This is a genomic window from Pseudomonas sp. MWU13-2105 (assembly GCF_023242315.1).
Classification (GTDB): domain Bacteria; phylum Pseudomonadota; class Gammaproteobacteria; order Pseudomonadales; family Pseudomonadaceae; genus Aquipseudomonas.
Genome location: NZ_JALLIY010000006.1, coordinates 252,474 through 273,440 on the forward strand (window position 1 = coordinate 252,474; position 20,967 = coordinate 273,440).

21 protein-coding genes and 1 pseudogene are annotated in these 20,967 nt (G+C 62.0%); 16 read left to right on the plus strand and 6 right to left on the minus strand.

Annotated elements, in window-relative coordinates; all coding sequences use genetic code 11:
• Window positions 1–95: 95 nt before the first annotated feature.
• Window positions 96–863: a DODA-type extradiol aromatic ring-opening family dioxygenase gene (locus M5B96_RS10860; RefSeq protein ID WP_248796711.1), complete on the plus strand. Its 768-nt coding sequence runs from the start codon at window positions 96–98 to the stop codon at window positions 861–863.
• A gap of 237 nt (window positions 864–1,100) precedes the next feature.
• On the opposite strand, the gene M5B96_RS10865 is transcribed toward M5B96_RS10860, so the two are convergent.
• Both M5B96_RS10865 and prmB read right to left on the minus strand, forming a co-directional pair.
• The gene (locus M5B96_RS10865) at window positions 1,101–2,774 is read right to left on the minus strand and encodes a DEAD/DEAH box helicase (protein ID WP_103499836.1); all 1,674 of its coding nucleotides are present in this window, start codon (window positions 2,772–2,774) and stop codon (window positions 1,101–1,103) included.
• Window positions 2,775–3,226: 452 nt separating this feature from the next.
• Window positions 3,227–4,135 carry a 50S ribosomal protein L3 N(5)-glutamine methyltransferase gene (prmB, locus tag M5B96_RS10870; RefSeq protein ID WP_248796712.1) on the minus strand — a complete coding sequence of 303 codons (909 nt, stop codon included), beginning with the start codon at window positions 4,133–4,135 and terminating at the stop codon, window positions 3,227–3,229.
• A 219-nt stretch (window positions 4,136–4,354) separates the two neighbouring features.
• Between prmB and M5B96_RS10875 the strand changes: the two genes are divergently transcribed.
• The 5 genes from M5B96_RS10875 (at window position 4,355) to M5B96_RS10895 (ending at window position 7,212) form a co-directional block, all read left to right on the plus strand.
• The gene (locus M5B96_RS10875) at window positions 4,355–4,948 is read left to right on the plus strand and encodes a cysteine hydrolase family protein (RefSeq protein WP_248796713.1); all 594 of its coding nucleotides are present in this window, start codon (window positions 4,355–4,357) and stop codon (window positions 4,946–4,948) included.
• A gap of 138 nt (window positions 4,949–5,086) precedes the next feature.
• Window positions 5,087–5,407, plus strand: coding sequence for a hypothetical protein (locus tag M5B96_RS10880; RefSeq protein ID WP_248796714.1), 321 nt, complete (start codon window positions 5,087–5,089; stop codon window positions 5,405–5,407).
• 76 nt (window positions 5,408–5,483) lie between these two features.
• Window positions 5,484–6,041, plus strand: coding sequence for a Smr/MutS family protein (locus tag M5B96_RS10885; RefSeq protein WP_248796715.1), 558 nt, complete (start codon window positions 5,484–5,486; stop codon window positions 6,039–6,041).
• Between the two features lie 78 nt (window positions 6,042–6,119).
• On the plus strand, window positions 6,120–6,665 hold the full coding sequence (folE, locus tag M5B96_RS10890) for a GTP cyclohydrolase I FolE (RefSeq protein WP_100940621.1): 546 nt from the start codon (window positions 6,120–6,122) through the stop codon (window positions 6,663–6,665).
• A gap of 175 nt (window positions 6,666–6,840) precedes the next feature.
• On the plus strand, window positions 6,841–7,212 hold the full coding sequence (locus M5B96_RS10895; protein ID WP_248796716.1) for a glutathione S-transferase N-terminal domain-containing protein: 372 nt from the start codon (window positions 6,841–6,843) through the stop codon (window positions 7,210–7,212).
• 17 nt (window positions 7,213–7,229) lie between these two features.
• On the opposite strand, the gene M5B96_RS10900 is transcribed toward M5B96_RS10895, so the two are convergent.
• From M5B96_RS10900 to M5B96_RS10910, 3 genes are all read right to left on the minus strand, one after another.
• Complete coding sequence (locus M5B96_RS10900; protein WP_248796717.1) at window positions 7,230–7,625, minus strand: lysozyme inhibitor LprI family protein; 396 nt, start codon at window positions 7,623–7,625, stop codon at window positions 7,230–7,232.
• A gap of 127 nt (window positions 7,626–7,752) precedes the next feature.
• Window positions 7,753–8,355 (minus strand): glutathione S-transferase family protein, encoded by a 603-nt coding sequence (locus M5B96_RS10905; RefSeq protein WP_248796718.1) that lies wholly within the window; start codon window positions 8,353–8,355, stop codon window positions 7,753–7,755.
• A gap of 10 nt (window positions 8,356–8,365) precedes the next feature.
• A complete protein-coding gene (locus tag M5B96_RS10910; protein ID WP_248796719.1) occupies window positions 8,366–9,532 on the minus strand; it encodes a PLP-dependent aminotransferase family protein in 1,167 nt (388 codons plus the stop codon).
• Between the two features lie 83 nt (window positions 9,533–9,615).
• Here M5B96_RS10910 and M5B96_RS10915 point away from each other — a divergent pair, with 83 nt between their 5' ends.
• From M5B96_RS10915 to M5B96_RS10925, 3 genes are all read left to right on the plus strand, one after another.
• Window positions 9,616–10,056 carry a MarR family winged helix-turn-helix transcriptional regulator gene (locus tag M5B96_RS10915; RefSeq protein ID WP_248796720.1) on the plus strand — a complete coding sequence of 147 codons (441 nt, stop codon included), beginning with the start codon at window positions 9,616–9,618 and terminating at the stop codon, window positions 10,054–10,056.
• A gap of 449 nt (window positions 10,057–10,505) precedes the next feature.
• Window positions 10,506–11,855: an NCS2 family permease gene (locus tag M5B96_RS10920; protein WP_248796721.1), complete on the plus strand. Its 1,350-nt coding sequence runs from the start codon at window positions 10,506–10,508 to the stop codon at window positions 11,853–11,855.
• Window positions 11,856–11,919: 64 nt separating this feature from the next.
• On the plus strand, window positions 11,920–12,546 hold the full coding sequence (locus tag M5B96_RS10925) for a LysE family translocator (protein ID WP_248796722.1): 627 nt from the start codon (window positions 11,920–11,922) through the stop codon (window positions 12,544–12,546).
• Window positions 12,547–12,617: 71 nt separating this feature from the next.
• Here the strand turns inward: M5B96_RS10925 and uraH are convergent, their stop codons facing one another.
• Window positions 12,618–12,971, minus strand: a complete 354-nt coding sequence (uraH, locus tag M5B96_RS10930; protein ID WP_248796723.1) for a hydroxyisourate hydrolase — start codon at window positions 12,969–12,971, stop codon at window positions 12,618–12,620.
• A gap of 432 nt (window positions 12,972–13,403) precedes the next feature.
• On the opposite strand from uraH, the gene puuE reads away from it, so the two are divergent.
• From puuE to M5B96_RS10965, 7 genes and pseudogenes are all read left to right on the plus strand, one after another.
• Window positions 13,404–14,330 carry an allantoinase PuuE gene (gene puuE, locus M5B96_RS10935; RefSeq protein ID WP_248796724.1) on the plus strand — a complete coding sequence of 309 codons (927 nt, stop codon included), beginning with the start codon at window positions 13,404–13,406 and terminating at the stop codon, window positions 14,328–14,330.
• The gene (uraD, locus tag M5B96_RS10940; protein WP_248796725.1) at window positions 14,327–14,842 is read left to right on the plus strand and encodes a 2-oxo-4-hydroxy-4-carboxy-5-ureidoimidazoline decarboxylase; all 516 of its coding nucleotides are present in this window, start codon (window positions 14,327–14,329) and stop codon (window positions 14,840–14,842) included. The genes puuE and uraD overlap by 4 nt, the downstream gene beginning before the upstream one ends.
• 60 nt (window positions 14,843–14,902) lie before the next feature.
• Window positions 14,903–15,898 (plus strand): allantoicase, encoded by a 996-nt coding sequence (alc, locus tag M5B96_RS10945; protein WP_248796726.1) that lies wholly within the window; start codon window positions 14,903–14,905, stop codon window positions 15,896–15,898.
• Between the two features lie 201 nt (window positions 15,899–16,099).
• Entirely contained in the window at window positions 16,100–16,603 is a 504-nt protein-coding gene (locus M5B96_RS10950) for an ureidoglycolate lyase (protein WP_177105590.1), read from the plus strand.
• A gap of 51 nt (window positions 16,604–16,654) precedes the next feature.
• Window positions 16,655–18,001: a urate hydroxylase PuuD gene (locus M5B96_RS10955; protein ID WP_248796727.1), complete on the plus strand. Its 1,347-nt coding sequence runs from the start codon at window positions 16,655–16,657 to the stop codon at window positions 17,999–18,001.
• Window positions 18,002–18,256: 255 nt separating this feature from the next.
• A pseudogene (locus M5B96_RS10960) lies at window positions 18,257–19,613 on the plus strand (nucleobase:cation symporter-2 family protein).
• Window positions 19,614–19,966: 353 nt separating this feature from the next.
• The gene (locus tag M5B96_RS10965; protein ID WP_248796728.1) at window positions 19,967–20,752 is read left to right on the plus strand and encodes an outer membrane protein OmpK; all 786 of its coding nucleotides are present in this window, start codon (window positions 19,967–19,969) and stop codon (window positions 20,750–20,752) included.
• Window positions 20,753–20,967: the final 215 nt, after the last annotated feature.

Consider the following 20,967-nt stretch of genomic DNA (forward strand, 5'->3'; position numbering starts at 1 on the left):
AATTCGATCAAAAAGCACTAAAACTTATATTAGATTTAGATCAATGATCTGATTGAAGATGACGTCATCTTAACTCGACGCTCAGGACTTTCATTATGCTCCCCAGCCTGTTCATCTCCCACGGTTCGCCCATGCTGGCCCTCGAACCCGGCGCCAGCGGGCCGGCCCTGGCCCGCCTGGCGGCCGAGCTGCCGCGCCCGAAGGCGATCGTCATCGTCTCGGCCCACTGGGAAAGCCAGGACCTGCGGGTCAGCAGCAATCCGCAACCGGAAACCTGGCACGACTTCGGTGGCTTCCCGAAGGAACTGTTCGCCGTGCAATACCCGGCACCCGGTGAGCCGAAGCTCGCCGCCGAGGTCGCCGCACTGCTGAACGCCGCCGGCCTGCCGGCCCGGCTCGACGACCAACGCCCGCTCGATCATGGCGTCTGGGTGCCGCTGTCGCTGATGTACCCGCAAGCCGATATCCCGGTGGTCCAGGTGTCCCTGCCAAGCCGCCAGGGCCCTGCCCTGCAGACGCGCATCGGGCATGTGCTCAGCGGCCTGCGGGCCCAGGGCATCCTGTTGATCGGCTCCGGCAGCATCACTCATAACCTCGGCGAACTGGACTGGCATGCCGGCCCGAACAGCATCGAGCCGTGGGCCAAGGCCTTTCGCGACTGGATGGTCGACAAGCTCGCCACCGATGACGAAGCCGCCCTGCACGACTACCGCAAGCAGGCGCCTTACGCCGTGCGCAACCACCCCAGTGACGAACACCTGCTGCCGCTGTACTTCGCCCGTGGCGCCGGCGGCCAGATGAGCATCGCCCACCAGGGGTTCACCATGGGCGCATTGGGCATGGATATCTATCGCTTCGGCTGACCATCTCTTATGGATATTGTGCTACACGATCCTTGCGGGAGCCGATTTGCCGGCGATGCGGCGCATCAGGCCGCTAAAAGCTTCGCGGGCAAGCTCCGCTACCACACAAGCCGGCTCCCACAAAAATCTGCGCAGCAGGAGATTACCCGGTGAATACACAGGCTCCGTAAAGCAGGCAAAAAAAATCCCCGAACCAGTCGGGGATTTTTTTATCGATCAATCAACCCGGGGGGCTGATCAATCTTCGCGGTAGCGACGCAGCTTGAGCTGCTTGCCAGCCACGCGGGTGTCCTTCAGTTTGGTCAGCAGACGCTCCAGACCATCTTCCGGCAGTTCCACCAGGCTGAAGCTGTCACGCACCTGGATGCGACCGATCGCTTCACGCGCCAGGCCACCTTCGTTGAGGATGGCGCCCAGCAGGTTCTTGGCGGCGATACCGTCACGCGCACCCAGCGCGGTCCGGCAGCGGGCACGACCTTCGGCCAATGGCACCGGGGCACGACGTTCGCGATCGCTACGCTCAGGACGGTCACCGGAACGCTCCGGACGATCGCCACGCGGCGCATTGTTCGGCACCAACGGACGCTCTTTCTCGATCGCCGCGAGGGTCAGCGCCTGGCCATTGGTGGCCTTGCGCAGCAGGGCCGCGGCCAGGGCGCGCGGGCTGCAACCGATATCGGCGGTCAGGCGATCGAGCAACTCACCGTGGGTCGATTCAGCATCGGCGACCAGCGGCGACAAGCTGTTGGTCAGTTTCTTGATGCGAGCATCGAGAACAGCCTGGGCATCCGGCAGGCGGACTTCGGCAACTTTCTGCCCGGTCACACGCTCGATCACTTGCAGCATGCGGCGCTCACGTGGCGTCACCAGCAACAGTGCACGACCTTCGCGGCCGGCACGGCCGGTACGGCCGATACGGTGCACGTAGGACTCCGGGTCGTACGGCATGTCGACGTTGAATACGTGAGTGATGCGCGGAACGTCAAGGCCACGAGCGGCAACGTCGGTCGCCACAACGATGTCCAGACGGCCATCCTTGAGGGAGTCGATTACGCGCTCACGCTGGTTCTGGGCGATGTCACCGTTCAGCGCAGCGGCTTTGTAGCCTTTGGCTTCCAGGGCACTGGCCAGGTCCAGGGTCGCTTGCTTGGTGCGCACGAACATGATCAGCGCGTCGAAATCCTCGACTTCCAGCAGGCTCAGCACGGCCGAGGTCTTCTGGTCGGCGTGAACCAACAGGTGAGCCTGTTCGATCGCGGTAACAGTCTGGGTCTTGGTCTGGATCTTGACGTGTTGCGGATCGCGCAGATGGCGTTCGGCAATGGCACGGATCGACTGCGGCAGGGTCGCCGAGAACAAAACGGTCTGACGGGTTGCCGGCAAGGCCTTGAAGATGACTTCGAGGTCATCCATGAAGCCGAGCTTGAGCATTTCGTCCGCTTCATCGAGAACCAGGTGGTTCACGGTGGCCAGGACTTTCTCGTCACGACGCAGGTGGTCGCACAGACGGCCCGGAGTAGCGACGACAATCTGTGCGCCATTACGGATTGCTTTCAGTTGTGGGCCCATCGGCGCGCCGCCGTAAACGGCCACAACGGTAACGCCCGGCATCTGCTTGGCGTAGGTTTCGAAAGCGGTTGCTACTTGCAACGCCAACTCACGGGTTGGCGCCAGGATCAGGGCTTGCGGTTCGCGCTTAGCAGGATCGATACGATGCAGGATCGGCAGGGCGAACGCTGCGGTTTTACCCGTACCGGTTTGCGCCTGGCCAATCATGTCGTGGCCGGCCATGATGATCGGGATCGATTGCTGCTGGATAGCCGAAGGCTCTTCGTAGCCAGTCGCGGTGACGGCTGCAAGAATATTCGGATTAAGATTAAAAGCGGCGAAGCCGCCGATTTCCTGGGTCATGGGTCTGCCTCTAAGTGCATCCGCAAAGACCCATGCTCCAAAGCTGCGCATGCCTTGTAAGACTCTGAGAGTCACCCTGGCAGCTTTGTCGGCGGGGATTTGCGAAAACGATTGAATGAAAGAATCGTCAAGGATAGTCCGCATGGCGGACAGCAGCCGAAGCTGACTTCGGGGAATTGCATTACCTAAACGCGGCCCGGTTAAAGGCCGGCGCGCACTATACCGGAATTGGCGAAAAAAGGGAGATTTATTTATCTGGAAATGCCGCCGCACGCCTCTCTATGGCGGGCTTTGCAGATAATCGAGTGAAGGTCTGCCTCTGGCCCTCCTTGTCGGGTGGGCCTGGCGACTTAAACGGTTCACTCGTCGGAATCTGCTCGCAAGGATCGCGCAAGCGTTCGGCGATCGCCGGAACCCCACAAGACCTTGTGGGGGCAGGCCGGTGTCGTTCTTCAGATTTTCGCGGCGAACAGCGCCTGATGCGCCCGGCACTGTTCGGCCGTGAGCATGAACACGCCATGCCCGCCGCGCTCGAAGTCCAGCCAGGCAAAGTCCACCTCGGGGTACAACGCCTCGACATGCACCTGGCTGTTACCGACCTCGACAATCAGCAGGCCCTTCTCGGTCAGATGGTCCGCCGCCTCGGCGAGCATCCGCCGCACCAGGTTCAAGCCGTCGTCGCCACAGGCCAGGCCCAGTTCGGGCTCATGCTGGTATTCCTCCGGCATGTCGGCGAAATCCTCGGCATCGACATAAGGAGGGTTGGAAACGATCAGGTCAAAACGCTGGCCGGGCAGACCGTCGAAACCATCGCCCTGGACCGTGAACACCCGTTCATCGACGCCATGGCGCTCGATATTCTGGTTGGCCACTTCCAACGCCTCGAAGGACAGGTCGGCCAACACCACTTCCGCCTGCTGGAACTCATAGGCACAGGCGATACCGATGCAGCCGGAGCCGGTGCACAGGTCGAGAATCCGTGCCGGCTCATTCGCCAGCCAGGGGGCGAAGTGCCCCTCAATCAGTTCGCCAATCGGCGAACGCGGAATCAGCACCCGCTCATCGACAATAAACGACATGCCGCAGAACCAGGCCTCGCCCAGCAGATAGGCGGTGGGCACGCGGTCTTCGATGCGGCGCTTGAGCAGGTGCTGCAAGCGACTCAGCTCGTCGTCTTCCAGACGGCAGTCGAGGTAGCTGTCGGCGATTTCCCATGGCAGGTGCAAGGCCCCCAGCACCAACTGACGCGCCTCGTCCCAGGCATTATCGGTGCCATGACCGAAAAACAGATCCGCACCATGAAAGCGGCTGACAGCCCAACGAATATGGTCGCGCAGCGTGCGCAGGCGGGAATTGATCACGGGCAGGGCTCCTGAAAAAACGACGGGGGATTCTACCAGTCAAACCGGCGCCCGGTGGAAATAAGGCAAAAAGACATCATTGGTCGCCGCTTCGCGCGCCGGCAAACAACCCTTGACACGGCTACAGCCCAATAACCACGCCGCCTGCACGGGTTGCGATTCACATACGCGCTCAGCCGGAGGACAATGCGGTAAAAGCCCCACTCAAAGGAGCCCCGAATGCCTGTTCCAAAGACGATGTTTCAACTCAGCGGCCGTGGCTATGCAGCCGCCAATCTGAGCCATGCCAGCCTGTTGATCATCGACGCCCAGAAAGAATATCTCAGCGGCCCGCTGGCCTTGTCCGGCATGGATGCCGCCGTCGACAACATCAAGCAACTGGTTGCCGCCGCCCGCCAGGCCGGACGCCCCATTGTGCATATCCGCCACCTGGGCACCGTGGGCGGCCTGTTCGATCCCCAGGGCGAGCGCGGCGAATTCATTCCCGGGCTGGAACCCCAGGGCGACGAAACCCTGATCGGCAAGCTGCTGCCCAGCGCCTTTCATGGCACCGGCCTGGAGAAACACCTGCAGGACCTCGGCTCGCTGGACCTGATCGTCTGCGGCTTCATGAGCCACTCCAGTGTCAGCACCACGGTGCGGGCGGCGAAGAACCTGGGCTTCCGCTGCACCCTGGTGGAAGATGCCTGCGCGACCCGCGACCTGCCTTACAAAGGTGAAATCATCAGCGCTGCCCAGGTCCAGCGCACCGAGATGGCGATCATGGCGGACAATTTCGCCACCCTCGCCCAGACCAAAGAGCTGATCGGCTAGCCGTTTTGATGGGCCGTCCCGACGACCGCCCATCCATTAACGCGGTCAATTGCGTCTCATTTTCCGATTTCCCGGACGCATCAGGAACAAGCCGGGCATCTCCCGGTCGAAGGGCCGATACTCATAGAGGAAATCGGAATGAAGATATCCGATGGTTTTGACGCTCGCCGCCTGCGCCCCCGGGGCCAAAGCAGCTGGGGCTCACGTTTGAGCGCGGCGATTGCCGCGTTGCTGGCGACTTTCGGCGTGCTGCTGATCATGGCCGGCGCGGCCAGCCTGCTCGGCCACGCGCCGGCGCTGGGGGATTTGAATGCCACGCCGGTCGGTTCGGCGGTGGCCCTGGGCGTGGGTCTGCTGACGCTCTGGTTCGGGGTCTGGCTATGGCGCCGCAGCCGTCGCCGGATGCGCAGCCGCCACGGACTGAACATCGCTCCCCACCTGATGAAAAAGCACGACTGATCAAGCACCTGCGCGCAATCGGCTGTGACGACACCCGGGGGACTTGGGTAAACTGCCAGGCCCTGCGGAGGCTGACATGCAAGACGACGATTTTTCCCTGTTCAAAAGCGAGATCCGTGGCGTCAAGCCGATCAAGCACGATCGTGCCGACACCGGCAAGCCCAAGGCCGACCGTGCGCAACTGGCCAAGCTGCGCCAGGCGGCCACGGTGCGGGTGCAGGACACCGCGGTGGACGGACTGTCCGACCAGTTCGTTATTGACGTCGGTCCCGAAGACGAGCTGCACTGGGCTCGCGACGGGGTCCAGGAAAGCCAGATGCGCAAGCTCAAGATCGGCCAGATCCCGTTCGAAGGCAGCCTCGACCTGCACGGCATGAGCGTGGAAAAAGCCCGGGAAACCCTCTGGGCCTTTCTCGCCGAGGCGACCAAATTCGAAATCCGCTGTGTGCGTGTCACCCACGGCAAGGCGGTGCGGCTGGACGGCAAGCGGCCGATGATCAAGAGCCACGTCAACACCTGGCTGCGCCAGCACGCCCAGGTCCTGGGTTTCACCTCCTGCCAGCCGAAACACGGCGGGGCGGGGGCGGTGTATGTGATGCTCAAGCGAACCATGATGGAAGGTCGCGACGAGTAACCGGACTGTCATCGAATTTGCAGGCGGCTGCCAGCCGCCGTATCCTTGTTCTTTGCGTAAACTCCCACAGGTAGCTTCATGTCCCTGGAACAGAATTACACCGAGATCCTCGGCCAACTTGGCGAGGACGTCTCCCGCGAGGGGCTGCTCGACACCCCCAAGCGCGCCGCCAAAGCCATGCAGTACCTTTGCCGCGGTTACGAACAGAGCCTGGAAGAAGTCACCAACGGTGCCTTGTTCAGCTCCGACAACAGCGAAATGGTGCTGGTCAAGGACATCGAGCTCTACTCGCTGTGCGAACACCACCTGCTGCCCTTTATCGGCAAGGCCCACGTGGCCTACATCCCGAGCGGCAAGGTGCTGGGCCTGTCCAAGGTCGCGCGCATCGTCGACATGTACGCCCGCCGCCTGCAGATCCAGGAAAACCTCAGCCGCCAGATCGCCGATGCGGTCCAGCAGGTGACCGGCGCCCTGGGGGTGGCAGTGGTGATCGAAGCCAAGCACATGTGCATGATGATGCGCGGTGTGGAGAAACAGAATTCGTCGATGATCACCTCGGTGATGCTCGGTGAGTTCCGCGAAAACGCCGCGACCCGCAGCGAGTTCCTGGCGCTGATCAAGTAAGCCCCTGATGCAGTACCTGTGAGAGGGTGCTTGTGTGGGAGCGGTGCTTGCCCGCGAAGCTTTTAGCGGCCTCAAGGGCCTCTTCGCGCGCAAGCTGCGCTCCCTACAAGTTTAGCTCCCACACAAACCTATCAGGTAAGCTGCGCCCCTTCTCCACCACCCGCGAGGCTATCCCGTGTTCGTCAAAGCACTTCGAGTCGGCCTGGGCCAACTCATTATCTTCATCGATTTCCTCACCCGCCCAAGCAAGCAAAAGCGCCCCGCGCCGGACCAGGCCAAGGTCGATGCCGCGGCCAAGGACCTGACCCTGTATCAGTTCCACGCCTGCCCGTTCTGCGTGAAGACCCGCCGGACCCTGCGCCGGCTCAACGTGCCAGTGGCGCTGCGTGACGCAAAGAACAACGAACAGGATCGCCAGACCCTGCTTGAACAAGGCGGCAAGATCAAGGTGCCGTGCCTGCGTATCGAAGAAAACGGCCAGACCACCTGGATGTACGAATCCAAGGTGATCATCGATTATCTGCAAAAGCGCTTCGCCACGGCCTGAACCCGCTCGCCCTTACCTTAGTTGCGGCAGCCGTTGGTTTCATCGCGGCACTCGGTATAAGCCTTCAACTGCGCCGCCCGCTGCCTGGTCAATTCAGTCTTGCATTGCAGGTCAAGCAGCGGCCAGATCGAACCGCCATCCGCCGGCTTGCCGTTGCGATACAGGCAATCGGCGTCGCGGAAAGCCAGCCATTTGCGCTGGGCATCCTTGAGCGCCGCCTTGTTGGCCGGAGTCTTCAGGTAGTCCATCTGGGTCTTGTAGTATCGGTTCAGGTCGTCGTCGGCCTGCTTGAATTCCTTGCCCGCACATTCATTCATCGACGCCTGGTTGGCATCGCAGTTATCGGCCGCCTGTGCACCGGCAGCCAGGCCCAGCAGGCTGACGGTCAAAAACGCTATGAGTGGATATTTCATCGACGGCACCCCGTTCAGTGGATAAGAAACCAAGTCCTCGATAGGACCGCGGCGACGATAAAAGTGCTTGTGCAGGCAAAAATAAACCGGCCCTCAGGGCCGGTTTAAGTGTTTCCGAATTTGCCGGTCAATCAAGCATGCCGACATGCTTCGGATGGCTGGCCACCCGCTGCAACCAGGCCTGGATACCCGGATAGTCGCTCAGGTCGAAACCACCCTGATGGGCCACATGGGTATAGGCATACAGTGCGATATCCGCGATCGAATAGTGCTCGCCCACCAGGTACGGGGTTTGCTGAAGCTGCTTCTCCATGACCTTCAGCGCCTTGTGCCCACGCTTCTGCAGCTTGAGGTATTCCTCGCGACGCTCCTCCGGCAACCCCAGGTAGAACTCGATAAAGCGCGCCACCGCGATATAGGGTTCGTGGCTGTATTGCTCGAAGAACTGCCATTGCAGCACCTGGGTGCGCAAACGCGGCTCGGTAGGCAGGAATTCGCTGCCGTCGGCCAGGAAGTTGAGAATCGCGTTGGACTCCCACAGGCAGGTACCGTCTTCCAGCTCCAGCACCGGCACCTTGCCGTTGGGATTCTTCGCCAGGAACTCCGGCGTCTCGGTGTCACCCTTGAGGATGTCCACCGGGTGCCAGCGATATTCCTGCCCCAACAGGTGCAGCATCAGCTTGATCTTGTAGCAATTGCCCGACTGGTAATCGCCATAAACCTTGTACATGGCCCTCCCCTTAAGCCGCCTGTGCGACCTGTGCATGACGGATGACAGCAGCCAGGCGCTTGAGACCTTCGTCCAGGCGCTCCGGTGCGATGTGACTGAAATTAAGACGAAGATTACCCGGATTACGTTCCGGTTCGGCAAAAAAAGGTTCGCCGGGCATAAACGCGACATCCCGGCTCAGCGCCTCGGCGAGCAAGGTACGGGTGTCCAGTGGCTGTTTGAGGGTCAGCCAGAAGAACAACCCGCCCTGCGGCACCTGCCAATCGGCCAGGTCGCCGAAGTGGCGTTCCAGCGCCTGTTGAAATGCATCGCGGCGAACTCGGTAAAAGTCACGGAGCCGCACCAGATGCTGGCGATATTTTTCCGTGCCGAGCCACTGCAATGCCTGCCACTGGCCGATACGGTTGGTGTGCAGGTCCGCCGACTGCTTGAGCTTGAGCAGATGGGGAAACAGGTCCGGGCTGGCGATCAGGTAACCGACCCGCAATCCGGGGGCCAGGGTCTTGGACACGGTGCCGGTGTAGATCCAGCTGCTGCGCGCCAAACGACTGGCAATCGGTCGGGCGCTGCCGCCGTCGTAGGTCAGCTCGCGATAGGGCTCATCTTCGATCAGGGTCACACCGAACTCGTCGAGCAAGGCGGCCACCGCCTCACGCTTGGCTTCGCTGTAACGCACGGCCGACGGGTTCTGGAACGTCGGGATCAGGTAGACGAACGCCGGCTGGTGGTTTTCCAGGCGCGCACGCAGTTGAACCAGGTCGGGACCGTCCTGTTCCTGGGGGATCGTCAGGCACTCGGCGCCGAACAACTGGAAGATCTGCAAGGCCGCGAGATAGGTCGGCCCTTCGAGCAGGATCTCGGTGCCCTGGTCGATATGCAGCTTGGCCACCAGATCCAGGGTCTGCTGGGAGCCGCTGACCACCAGTACCTGGCTGGCCTGGCAATCGATCCCCAACGCCCGCGCCTCGGCGGCCAGCACCTCGCGCAGCGCCGGCTCGCCCTCGCTCATGCCGTACTGGCCGAAGGCGAGCGGCAGGCCCTCCCAGTCCAATGTCGGCAACATGGCTTCGGACGGCAGGCCACCGGCAAAGGACATCACTTCCGGACGTTGGGCGGCCGCGAGGATTTCGCGAATCAGGGAGCTTTTCAGACGGGTTACGCGTTCGGAGAAGGCCATGCGAGGTCACCGGTAGCTAAGTGGGCGAAAAGTACGTCAAACTGCTTGACCGAAATTACGCCGCCGCGAGCTGATACGTCAATATGCTTGACCTTAAAAATTCGAATGCCCAGCAAGATGCCATGCAAGCCTTTTTCTTCGGTTACCAGGCGTTCACCGCCAAGGCCGACGAAATGCTCGAGCGTCGTGGCTTGAGCCGGGTGCACCAGCGCATCGTGTTTTTTATCGCCCGTTATCCGGACGTGAGCGTCAAGGAGCTGCTGGCCTTGCTGGGTGTCAGCAAGCAGGCGCTGAACATGCCGTTGCGCCAGTTGAGCGAAATGGACCTGGTGCGTAGCCTCGCGTCCGCGACCGACAAGCGCAAGCGCCTGCTACGCCTGACGGCGGAGGGTGAGCAGTTGGAGGCGTCGTTGCGTCGTGAGCAGGTCAAGTTGTTGCAGAAGGCTTTTGCCCAAGCCGGCGAGGCCGCGGTGGATGGCTGGCTGGCGGTGAACCTGGCGCTGGGAGAATACCGTCCTTCCTGATAGTCCCTTCCTTGATGAACACCACCACCCGTGGCGAGCGGGCTTGCCCGCGCTCGGCTGCGAAACAGCCGTAAATCCTGTGACCACGCTCTGCCTGACACAATGACGTCGCTGATTTTGGGGCCGCTTCGCAGCCCTGAGCGGCGGTGCGGCGTTCCGATAAGCCCGCTCGCCACAAGACCGCGCTTGGCTTCAAGACTCCTTACTTGACTGACAGGAATCAGGGCAAGCCCGCTCGACACCAGGGATCAGCCCGCTCTCACCTTTTTATCGCGTCAATCGCACACAAATCAAAAAACATTATTTGCTTTATTTGTATACAAAAGCATAATTCGTTTCGTGCGAGTTCCTGACTTTATAGTCAATAAACCCGTGCTGCCTCAAAGAGCCGCTGCCCGCCCTGCGTCCGGCTCTGGAAATAACAATAAAACTCTTGAGGAGTACTCGCTGTGGAAAGCCGCAAATCCGAAGCCCCCCTGCTCGACCTTTCGCCAGCCTCGAGTTCCGGCCTGCTGGAACGCCTGTTCAAGCTCAGGTTGCATGGCACCACGGTGAAAACCGAACTGATCGCTGGTGTGACCACCTTCATCACCATGGCCTACATCATCTTCGTCAACCCGAACATCATGGCCGACGCCGGCATCGATCACGGCGCGGCGTTTGTCGCCACCTGCATCGCCGCCGCCCTCGGCTGCCTGCTGATGGGTCTCTACGCCAACTGGCCGGTGGGCCTGGCACCGGGCATGGGCCTGAACGCGTTCTTCACCTACACCGTGGTCGGCACCATGGGCTACCACTGGGAAACCGCCCTCGGCGCGGTGTTCATCTCCGGCGTGCTGTTCATGGCCCTGACCCTGTCGAGGATCCGCGAGTGGCTGCTCAACAGCATCCCCGTCAGCCTGCGCCATGCGATGGGCGCCGGGGTCGGACTGTTTCTCGGGGTCATCGGCCTGAAAACCGCAGGGATCGTCGTTGCCAGCCCCGCCACCCTGATCAAGCTCGGTGCCCTGCATGAACCCGGCCCACTGCTGGCGGCGATCTGCTTCCTGATGATCGCGATCCTCAGCTATCACCGGGTCTTCGGCGCCATCCTGATCAGCATCATCAGCGTGACCCTCGCCGGCTGGGGACTGGGCCTGGTGGAATACCACGGCATCTTCTCCACGCCACCGAGCCTGGCCCCGACCTGGATGGCCATGGACCTGAAGGGCGTGTTCAACGTCAGCATGATCAGCGTGGTCCTGGCCTTCCTCTTCGTGCACATGTTCGACACCGCCGGCACCCTGATGGGGGTCGCCCAGCGCGCCGGCCTGGTGAATGCCGACGGTCGTATCGAGAACCTGTCCCGGGCGATGAAGGCGGACAGCGTCTCCAGCGTGTTCGGTGCGGTGGTCGGTGTGCCGCCGGTCACAAGCTACGTGGAAAGTGCCGCGGGGGTTGCCGCAGGTGGTCGGACTGGTCTGACCGCTGTTACTGTAGGCATACTGTTTGTCGCAGCCATGTTCTTCGCCCCTTTGGCTGGCATGATCCCTGCGTACGCGACCGCCGGCGCGCTGATATACGTGGCGATGCTGATGATGAGCGGCATGGCGCATATCGAATGGGGCGACGCGACGGACAGCATTCCGGCGATTGTCACCGCGATCATGATGCCGCTGACGTTCTCGGTCGCCGATGGGATTGCCCTGGGTTTTATCACCTATGTGGCGCTGAAGGCGGGAACCGGCAAGTTCAAGGATATTTCCGTCAGCCTGTGGGTGCTGTGCGCCATTTTTATCGCCAAGTTCATCTTCCTGTAAGAGAACCCGAGCGGTAGTAACCAGCCCCATCTCGATGGGGCTTTTGTCCGAAGGGAGAAACCTGATGAGTCTGGAAACCTGGTTGTTGTTCAGCAGTGCCGCCCTGGTGGTGATCCTGATCCCCGGGCCGCTGTCACTACTGATGATCAGCAACAGCCTGAATTACGGATTGCGTCGCTCATACCCGGCCTTTCTCGGTGGGGTCAGCGCCTCGATCTGTTTGTTGAGCGCTTCGGCCCTGGGGCTCGGCGCGTTGCTGCTGGCCTCGGAACAGTTGTTCAGCGCACTGAGGATTGTCGGTGCGCTGTATCTGTTCTACCTCGCCTGGCAGAGCTGGCAGCAATCACGGCAACCGGCGCGGGCGGCAAATGTGCCCGAAACCGCGCCGGCCCCGCGCTTTCGTGCCCTGTTTGGGCGCGCCTTCGTGCTCGGCGCCAGCAACCCCAAGGACATCCTGTTCTTCGCCGCCTTCCTGCCGCAGTTTCTCAAGGCCGACCAGCCGTTTCTCGGCCAGTTGCTGGTGATGATCGCTACCTGGACCGTGCTGGACCTGCTGTGCAAACTGGCCTACGGCCTCGGTGCCCACGGCGCGGCGGGGTATCTGCGCAGCGGCAAGGGGCAGAGCTGGTTCAACCGGATCAGCGCCGGGTTGTTCGGTGGTGCGGGCGCGGTGTCGTTGTTGAGCCGTTAGATGTGTAGTGCCGTAACGGCCTCTTCGCGGGCAAATAACCAGGGAAGCTTTGACGCAGATGCTTGGGGAATCTAGCTGCCTCGGTAGGTCGAATAACTGTAGGGCGAAATCAGCAACGGCACGTGGTAGTGCTCCTGCTCGGCGTTGATCCCGAAACGCAGCACCACCACGTCAAGGAACGCCGGCTCCGGCAGCGTCACCCCGCGCGCCCGATAGTAGTCGCCGGCATGGAACTGCAACTGATAGACCCCGGAGCGGTAATCGGCCCCTTGCAGCAACGGCGCATCGCAGCGTCCGTCGCTGTTGGTCAGGGCGCTGGCAACCAGCTCCAGCCGTGCGCCTTCGACCCGATACAGCTCGACCTTGATCGAACTGCCGGGGCAGCCATGTGCGGCATCCAAAACATGTGTAGTCAAACGTCCCATTGATTCTGCGGGCCGGCCCGCCCTTCAGGCAGATCAGGCCTCGCGCCTCCCGGAGTCAGTGAATAAAGGAGAAACCGCACCCTGGCGAAGCACGAACCGGCGCGACTCGGAAATTATTAAGACACTTTTACAAAATATTGTACACAATAAATTCGAGCTTTTTTCCGAGCCACCCGCCCTGCACCCGCCAATCACGAATGTCGCGCAATCGCTTGACCACAAAAGCCCCGCGAAGCATTAACTGACCAAACAGGCAGGTTTCTTGCAGGGGTTCCCGAAGCGAGGTGTGCGGTCATCCAGCAGAAATAAATGCAAAAAAACTGGCTTACAAAATCAATATAAAGTTGTATACAATAATTCCATCGCCGTGACGCCACCCGGTTTCGACGGGGCACCACGCAACCGTCACCACGAACAAGAAGGAACACTGCAGTGAGCGCCGACTACCCACGCGACCTGATCGGTTACGGCAGCAACCCGCCTCACCCCCACTGGCCGGGTAATGCCCGCATCGCCCTGTCCTTCGTACTCAACTACGAGGAAGGCGGCGAACGCAACATCCTCCATGGCGACCCGGAATCCGAAGCCTTTCTCTCGGAAATGGTCGCCGCGCAACCCCTGCAGGGTGCACGCAACATGAGCATGGAGTCGCTCTACGAGTATGGCAGCCGTGCCGGCGTGTGGCGGATTCTCAAGCTGTTCAAGCGCTTCGATATTCCCCTCACCGTCTTCGCCGTGGCCATGGCCGCCCAGCGCCATCCGGACGTGATCCGCGCCATGGTCGCGGCCGGCCACGAGATCTGCAGCCACGGCTATCGCTGGATCGACTACCAGTACATGGACGAAGCCCAGGAGCGCGAGCACCTGCTCGAAGCCATCCGCATCCTCAGCGAAATCAGCGGCGAACGTCCGCTGGGCTGGTACACCGGACGCACCGGGCCGAACACCCGCAAGCTGGTGATGGAGGAAGGCGGCTTCCTCTATGACTCGGACACCTACGACGACGACCTGCCCTACTGGGAACCCAACAGCCCCAGCGGCAAGCCGCACCTGGTGATTCCCTACACCCTCGACACCAACGACATGCGCTTCACCCAGGTGCAGGGCTTCAACACCGGCGACGATTTCTACCAGTACCTCAAGGATGCCTTCGACGTGCTCTACGCTGAAGGCGAAGAGGCGCCGAAAATGCTCTCCATCGGCCTGCACTGCCGCCTGATCGGCCGCCCGGCACGCCTGGCCGCCCTCCAGCGCTTCATCGAATATGTCAAAGGCCATGACCGGGTCTGGTTCAGTCGCCGGGTCGATATCGCCCGCCACTGGCACGCCACCCAGCCTTTCCAGGGAGCCGCGAAATGACCGCCTTCCAGACCCTGAAGCCCTCGACCTTGAGCCGCAAGGCCTTTGTCCAGGCCTTCGCCGACATCTACGAACATTCGCCCTGGGTCGCCGAAAAGGCTTTCGACCTCGGCCTGGACGCCGACCTCGACGAGGTCGAGAGCCTGCACCAGCGCATGAGCGACATCCTCCTGAGTGCCGATCACGCCAGCCAACTGGCCCTGATCAACGCCCACCCGGACCTGGCAGGCAAAGCCGCCGTCCAGGGCCAGCTCACCGAAGCCAGCACGAATGAACAGGCCGGCGCCGGTATTCAGCAATGCTCGAACGAGGAGTTCCAACGCTTCACCGAGCTGAACGACGCCTATAAGGCCAAGTTCAAGTTTCCATTCATCATGGCGGTAAAAGGTAGCAACCGGCATCAGATCCTGGCCGCGTTCGAAGTGCGCATCCACAACCCGGTGGACACCGAGTTCCAGTGCGCGCTGGCCGAGATCAACAAGATCGCCCTGTTCCGCCTGCAGACCCTTTAGCGAGCCGCGCCTGAACCCGGCAAGCCTCCCCAGCCACTTATTAAAAGGCAGACAAAAAGCATGAAAGCTTACGCCGCACCTTTCGAGAAGTTCGTCAACCTGGCCGACGCGCGCCTGGGTACCAGGATCCTCTCGGTCACCGACGACTGGTTCGCCGACGCCAACCGCCTGTTCCAACCGACCCCGGCGGTGTGGAAGGAAGGCGTGTTCGACGACAACGGCAAATGGATGGACGGCTGGGAATCGCGCCGCAAGCGTTTCGAAGGCTACGACAGCGCGGTGATCCGCCTCGGCGTACCCGGCTCGATCAAGGGCGTGGACATCGACACCTCGTTCTTCACCGGCAACTATCCGCCGTCGGCCTCGCTGGAAGCCTGCTTCCTGAGCCAGGGCGACCCGGACGAGAACACCCAGTGGGTCGAAGTGCTGTCCGCTGTCGAGTTGCAAGGCAACAGCCATCACTACCACGAGATCAGCAACGAGCAGGCCTTCAGCCACCTGCGCTTCAACATCTATCCGGATGGTGGCGTGGCACGCCTGCGGGTCCATGGCATTCCGTTCCGGGACTGGTCGGCGGTGGGCGACAACGAACAGGTCGACCTGGCTTCCGCCCTCAACGGCGGTCGGGCCCTGGCCTGCTCCGACGAGCATTTCGGGCGGATGAGCAACATCCTCAACCCGGGCCGTGGCGTCAACATGGGCGACGGCTGGGAAACCGCGCGGCGGCGCACCCCGGGCAATGACTGGGTGATCATCGCCCTGGGCCATCCGGGCGAGATCGAGCAGATCATCGTCGACACCCTGCACTTCAAGGGCAACTACCCGGACAGTTGCTCGATCCAGGGCGCCTTCGTCAAGGGCGGCACCGACAGCCAGATCGAGACCCAGAGCCTGTTCTGGCGCGAATTGCTGCCGAGCCAGAAGCTGGAAATGCACCAGGAACACAGCTTCGCCGAACAGATCAAGGCGCTCGGGCCCATCACCCATATCCGCCTGAACGTGTTCCCGGACGGCGGCGTCAGCCGGCTGCGGGTATTGGGCAAGATTGCAAAATAAAGGTAATGCACAACCTTGTGGGAGCGGAGCCTGTATAGGACTGGAACTTGTGTGGGAGCGGAGCTTGCCCGCGAAGCTTTTAGCGGCCTCAAGGGCCCCTTCGCGGGCAAGCTCCGCTCCCACACAAGCACCGCTCGCACAAATCCGCGTCCACGGGATAGCGGCGTAACCATTCACCAATACGAGATCAAGAAGACCCGCATGCGCACACTGACGATTGAACCGCTGAGCAAAGAAGCCTTCGCCCCTTTCGGTGACGTGATCGAAACCGACGGCAGCGATCACTTCATGATCAACAACGGTTCGACCCAGCGCTTCCATCGTCTGGCGACGGTGCAAACCGCCACCCCGGACGATCAGGCGATCATCAGCATCTTCCGCGCCGACGCGCTGGAAATGCCCTTGACCGTGCGCATGCTCGAGCGCCATCCGCTGGGCAGCCAGGCTTTTATCCCGCTGCTCGGCAACCCCTTTCTGATCGTGGTCGCGCCCCTTGGCGATGCACCGGTATCAGGCTTGGTCCGCGCCTTTGTCAGCAATGGCAGGCAGGGCATCAATTACCATCGCGGCGTCTGGCACCACCCGGTGCTGACGATCGAAAAGCGGGATGACTTCCTGGTGGTTGATCGCAGTGGCTCCGGCAACAACTGCGATGAGCATTTCTTCAAAGAGGATGAGTACCTGATCCTCGCCCCCCACCAATAAGAGAAGGTCTGATCACTCCCGAAAAAGAGTGACAGGCGAGAGGTAAAGACTGTGCAAGCACATCTGATGGAATGGCTGAACCTGAGCGTGCGCTGGATTCACATGATCACGGGCGTGGCCTGGATCGGTGCATCGTTCTACTTCGTCTGGCTGGAGAACAACCTCAACCGGGTCAACCCCAAGGACGGCCTGGCCGGCGACCTGTGGGCGATACACGGCGGCGGGATCTACCACCTGGAAAAATACAAGCTGGCCCCACCGACCATGCCGGACAACCTGCACTGGTTCAAATGGGAAGCCTATTTCACCTGGCTGTCGGGGATCGCGCTGCTCTGCGTGGTGTTCTACTCCAACCCGCTGCTCTACCTCGTCGCCCCCGGCAGCGGCCTGAGCGGCCCCGAGGGCGTGGCCATCGGTATCGGCGCGCTGATTGCCGGCTGGTTCGTCTACGACTTTCTCTGTGACTCGGCCCTGGGCAAGCGCCCGGCCCTGCTCGGCCTTATCCTGTTCGTGCTGCTGATTGCCGCCGCCTACGGTTTCAGCAAGGTGTTCAGCGGTCGCGGTGCGTACCTGCACGTCGGCGCGATCATCGGCACCATCATGGTCGGCAACGTGTTCCGCATCATCATGCCGGCCCAACGCGCGCTGGTGGCGGCCATCGCCGAGAACCGCACACCGGACCCGGCCCTGCCGGCCAAGGGCCTGCTGCGTTCGCGACACAACAACTATTTCACCCTGCCGGTGCTGTTCATCATGATCAGCAACCACTTCCCGAGCACCTACGGCAGTCCGTACAACTGGCTGATCCTGGCCGGGATCGCGGTGCTGGCGGTGTTGGTACGGCACTATTTCAACACCCGCCACAATAGCCACAAGTTCGCCTGGACCTTGCCGGTCGCGGCCTTGGGGATGATCTGCCTGGCTTATGTCACCGGCCCGGCCTCGACCCCGAGCGCACCGCCGGTGGCCAAGGCCCCGGTGCCGATCGAATACCAGCCGCTGCCGGAAACCGCGCTGGGTGGCAAGCCAACAGTACCCGCAGCGCCCGCCGTGACCACCGAACCGACCGCTGCCCCCGTTCCGGCTTCGGCTCCAGCGCCTGCGCCCACGGCAGCGGCCACAACGAGTGCCGCCGACGTCAGCTTCGACAAGGTTCACAGCGTGATCCAGGAACGTTGCGCGGTGTGCCATTCGGCCCAGCCCAGCAGCCCGCTGTTCAGTTCGGCGCCGGCGGGGGTGATCTTCGATACCGCGCAGCAGATCCAGCAACTGGCCCCGCGTATCCAGGCCCAGGCGATCACCACCCAGATCATGCCACTGGGCAACATCACCCAGATGACCCAGCAGGAGCGTGACCTGATCGCCGCCTGGATCAACCAGGGGGCGCGCACCAACTGAACATCGCTAGAAAGTGGACCGCCTGTGGCGAGTGGGCTTGCCCACGTTCGGCTGCGCAGCAGCCGTAAAACCGATCATTGCGCTCTGGCTGAAGTCACGCGTTTATCGGTTTCAGGGCCGCTTCGCGCCCCAACGTGGGCAAGCCCACTCGCCACAGGGGACCGCGTTCGCCACAGCGCTGCAACCGCTTCAAAAACGCTGTGCACAACCACACAGCGCTAAAACCACAAGAATAAAAAAGATCCGAGGTGTTGCATGTCCGAGTTATCCGAACCGCGCATCCCCGCCGCACCCGCTATCCAGCGCCTGCCCCTGTTGCAGTTGATCCTGGTCGGCCTGCAACACGTTCTGCTGATGTATGGCGGCGCCGTCGCCGTACCGCTGATCATCGGACAGGCCGCTGGCCTGGGTCGTGAGGAAATCGCCTTTCTGATCAACGCCGACCTGTTGGTGGCCGGTATCGCCACCGTAGTGCAATCCCTCGGTATCGGCCCCATGGGCATCCGCATGCCGGTCATGATGGGCGCCAGTTTCGCCGCCGTCGGCAGCATGGTGGCCATGGCCGGGATGCCCGGCATCGGCCTGCCCGGGATCTTCGGCGCGACCATCGCCGCCGGTTTCTTCGGCCTGCTGATCGCTCCGTTCATGTCCAGGATCGTGCGTTTCTTTCCGCCCCTGGTCACCGGCACCGTGATTACCGCCATCGGCCTCTCGCTGTTCCCGGTCGCGGTGAACTGGGCCGGCGGCGGCAGTGCCGCGAGCCAATTCGGCTCGCCGCTCTACCTCACGGTGGCCGCGTTGGTGCTGCTCACCATCCTGCTGATCAACCGCTTCATGCGCGGTTTCTGGGTGAATATCTCGGTACTGATCGGCATGCTCCTGGGCTATGTACTGTCCGGCGCCATCGGCATGGTCGACCTCAGCGGCCTGGCCCAGGCACCCTGGCTGAAAGTGGTCACGCCGCTGCATTTCGGCCTGCCGCAGTTTCACCTGGCACCGATCCTGTCCATGTGCCTGGTGGTGGTGATCATCTTCGTCGAGTCCACCGGGATGTTCCTCGCCCTGGGCAAGATCACCGGCCAGCATGTCACCCCGCGCATGCTCCGGCGCGGCTTGCTCTGCGACGCCGGCGCGTCGTTCCTCGCCGGCTTCTTCAACACCTTCACCCACTCCTCCTTCGCCCAGAACATCGGCCTGGTGCAGATGACCGGCGTGCGCTGCCGCTCGGTGACCGTCGTCGCCGGGATCTTCCTGATCGTCCTCAGCCTGCTGCCCAAGGCCGCGTACCTGGTCGCCTCGATTCCACCGGCGGTGCTGGGCGGCGCGGCCATCGCCATGTTCGGCATGGTCGCCGCCACCGGGATCAAGATCCTCCAGGAAGCCGACATCGCCGACCGGCGCAACCAGTTGCTGGTGGCGGTGAGCATCGGCATGGGCCTGATCCCCCGTGGTGCGACCGGAGTTCTTCGCCCACCTGCCACTGTGGATGGGCCCGATCACCCACAGCGGCATCGCCATGGCGACCTTGAGCGCGGTGTCGCTGAACCTGCTGTTCAACGTGCTGGGGGGCGCCGAACGGGCGGCACTCAGCGGACATGTGCAGCCGCACTGACCCCCTTGCCGGCGGATCCGAGCGCTCTGGCACGGGGTGCTTGAGCCCTTGGGCGCGAGCCAGTATGCTGCGCGCCCGCTCGAATCCGCTCGAATCAGCCATCGCCACCGACACCTGAGCCAAGCGCCGGCCTATCCCGGCGCGGGACACCCCCAAGGCCCATCGAAGCCCCCCGTGCTCGACTGTCTCACGGACAGCCGGACGAGGAGCCTTTGACTCTTTTTGCCTTGATCCAGCCCTTGCCAGGAGCAGGCCGGCTGGCGAGCCGGTGGTGGCCAACAACGAAAAACGGCGCCAGACCCGGAGTGCCGAACGACGGATTCGTCGAACCACTGACCTTAGGGAACACACCCATGAAGCGCACTTGTACGAGCCTGATATTGTCCGCCACCCTGCTGGGCACGGGAGCCGCCTGCGCAGGCGACCTGCTGCAATGGCAGAACAACAGCCTGACCTACCTGTACGGCAAGAATTTCACCGTCAACCCGCAGATCCAGCAGACCGTCACCTTCGAGCACGCCGACGCCTGGAAGTACGGCGACAACTTCTTCTTCCTCGACCGGATCTTCTACAACGGCAAGGCCGATACCCGCCTCGGCCCGAACACCTACTACGGCGAGTTCACCCCGCGCCTGTCCATGGGCAAGATCTTCGACCGTTCGTTCGCCTTCGGCCCGGTCAAGGACGTGCTGCTGGCCATGACCTACGAGTTCGGCGAAGGTGATACCAACGCCTACCTGTTCGGCCCCGGCTTCGACCTGGACGTCCCCGGGTTCGACTACTTCCAGTTGAACTTCTACCAGCGCCATACCGACAGCAACCGCCCGGGCAGCAATATCTGGCAGATCACCCCGGTGTGGTCCTATACCTTGCCGGTGGGCGGCTCCGATGTGCTGATCGACGGCTATATGGACTGGGTGGTGGACAACGACCGCAATGCCCGGGGGACCTACCACGCCAACCTGCACTTCAACCCACAGATCAAGTACGACCTGGGCAAGGCCCTGCATTGGGGCGAGAAGCAGTTGTACGTAGGGATCGAGTACGACTACTGGAAGAACAAGTACGGCCTTGAGAGCAGCGGGGAGTTCAAGACCAACCAGGACACCGCGAGCCTGTTGATCAAGTACCACTTCTGATGCTGCCGTAAGTCCTGTGGCGCCGGGTCGAGCGCTATCGCCGGCAAGCCGGCTCATACAGTTGTGCGCACCACCACATTTCGTGGTCATGCTCAAATCCCCTGTAGGAGCCGGCTTGCCGACGATGGCGGCCGAGAGGACAGCGCAGGGCTCAAGGGCCTGACCGACTTTGCTCATTCAGACGTGTGGAAGGGCCATTCTTGAGCCTTGCGCAA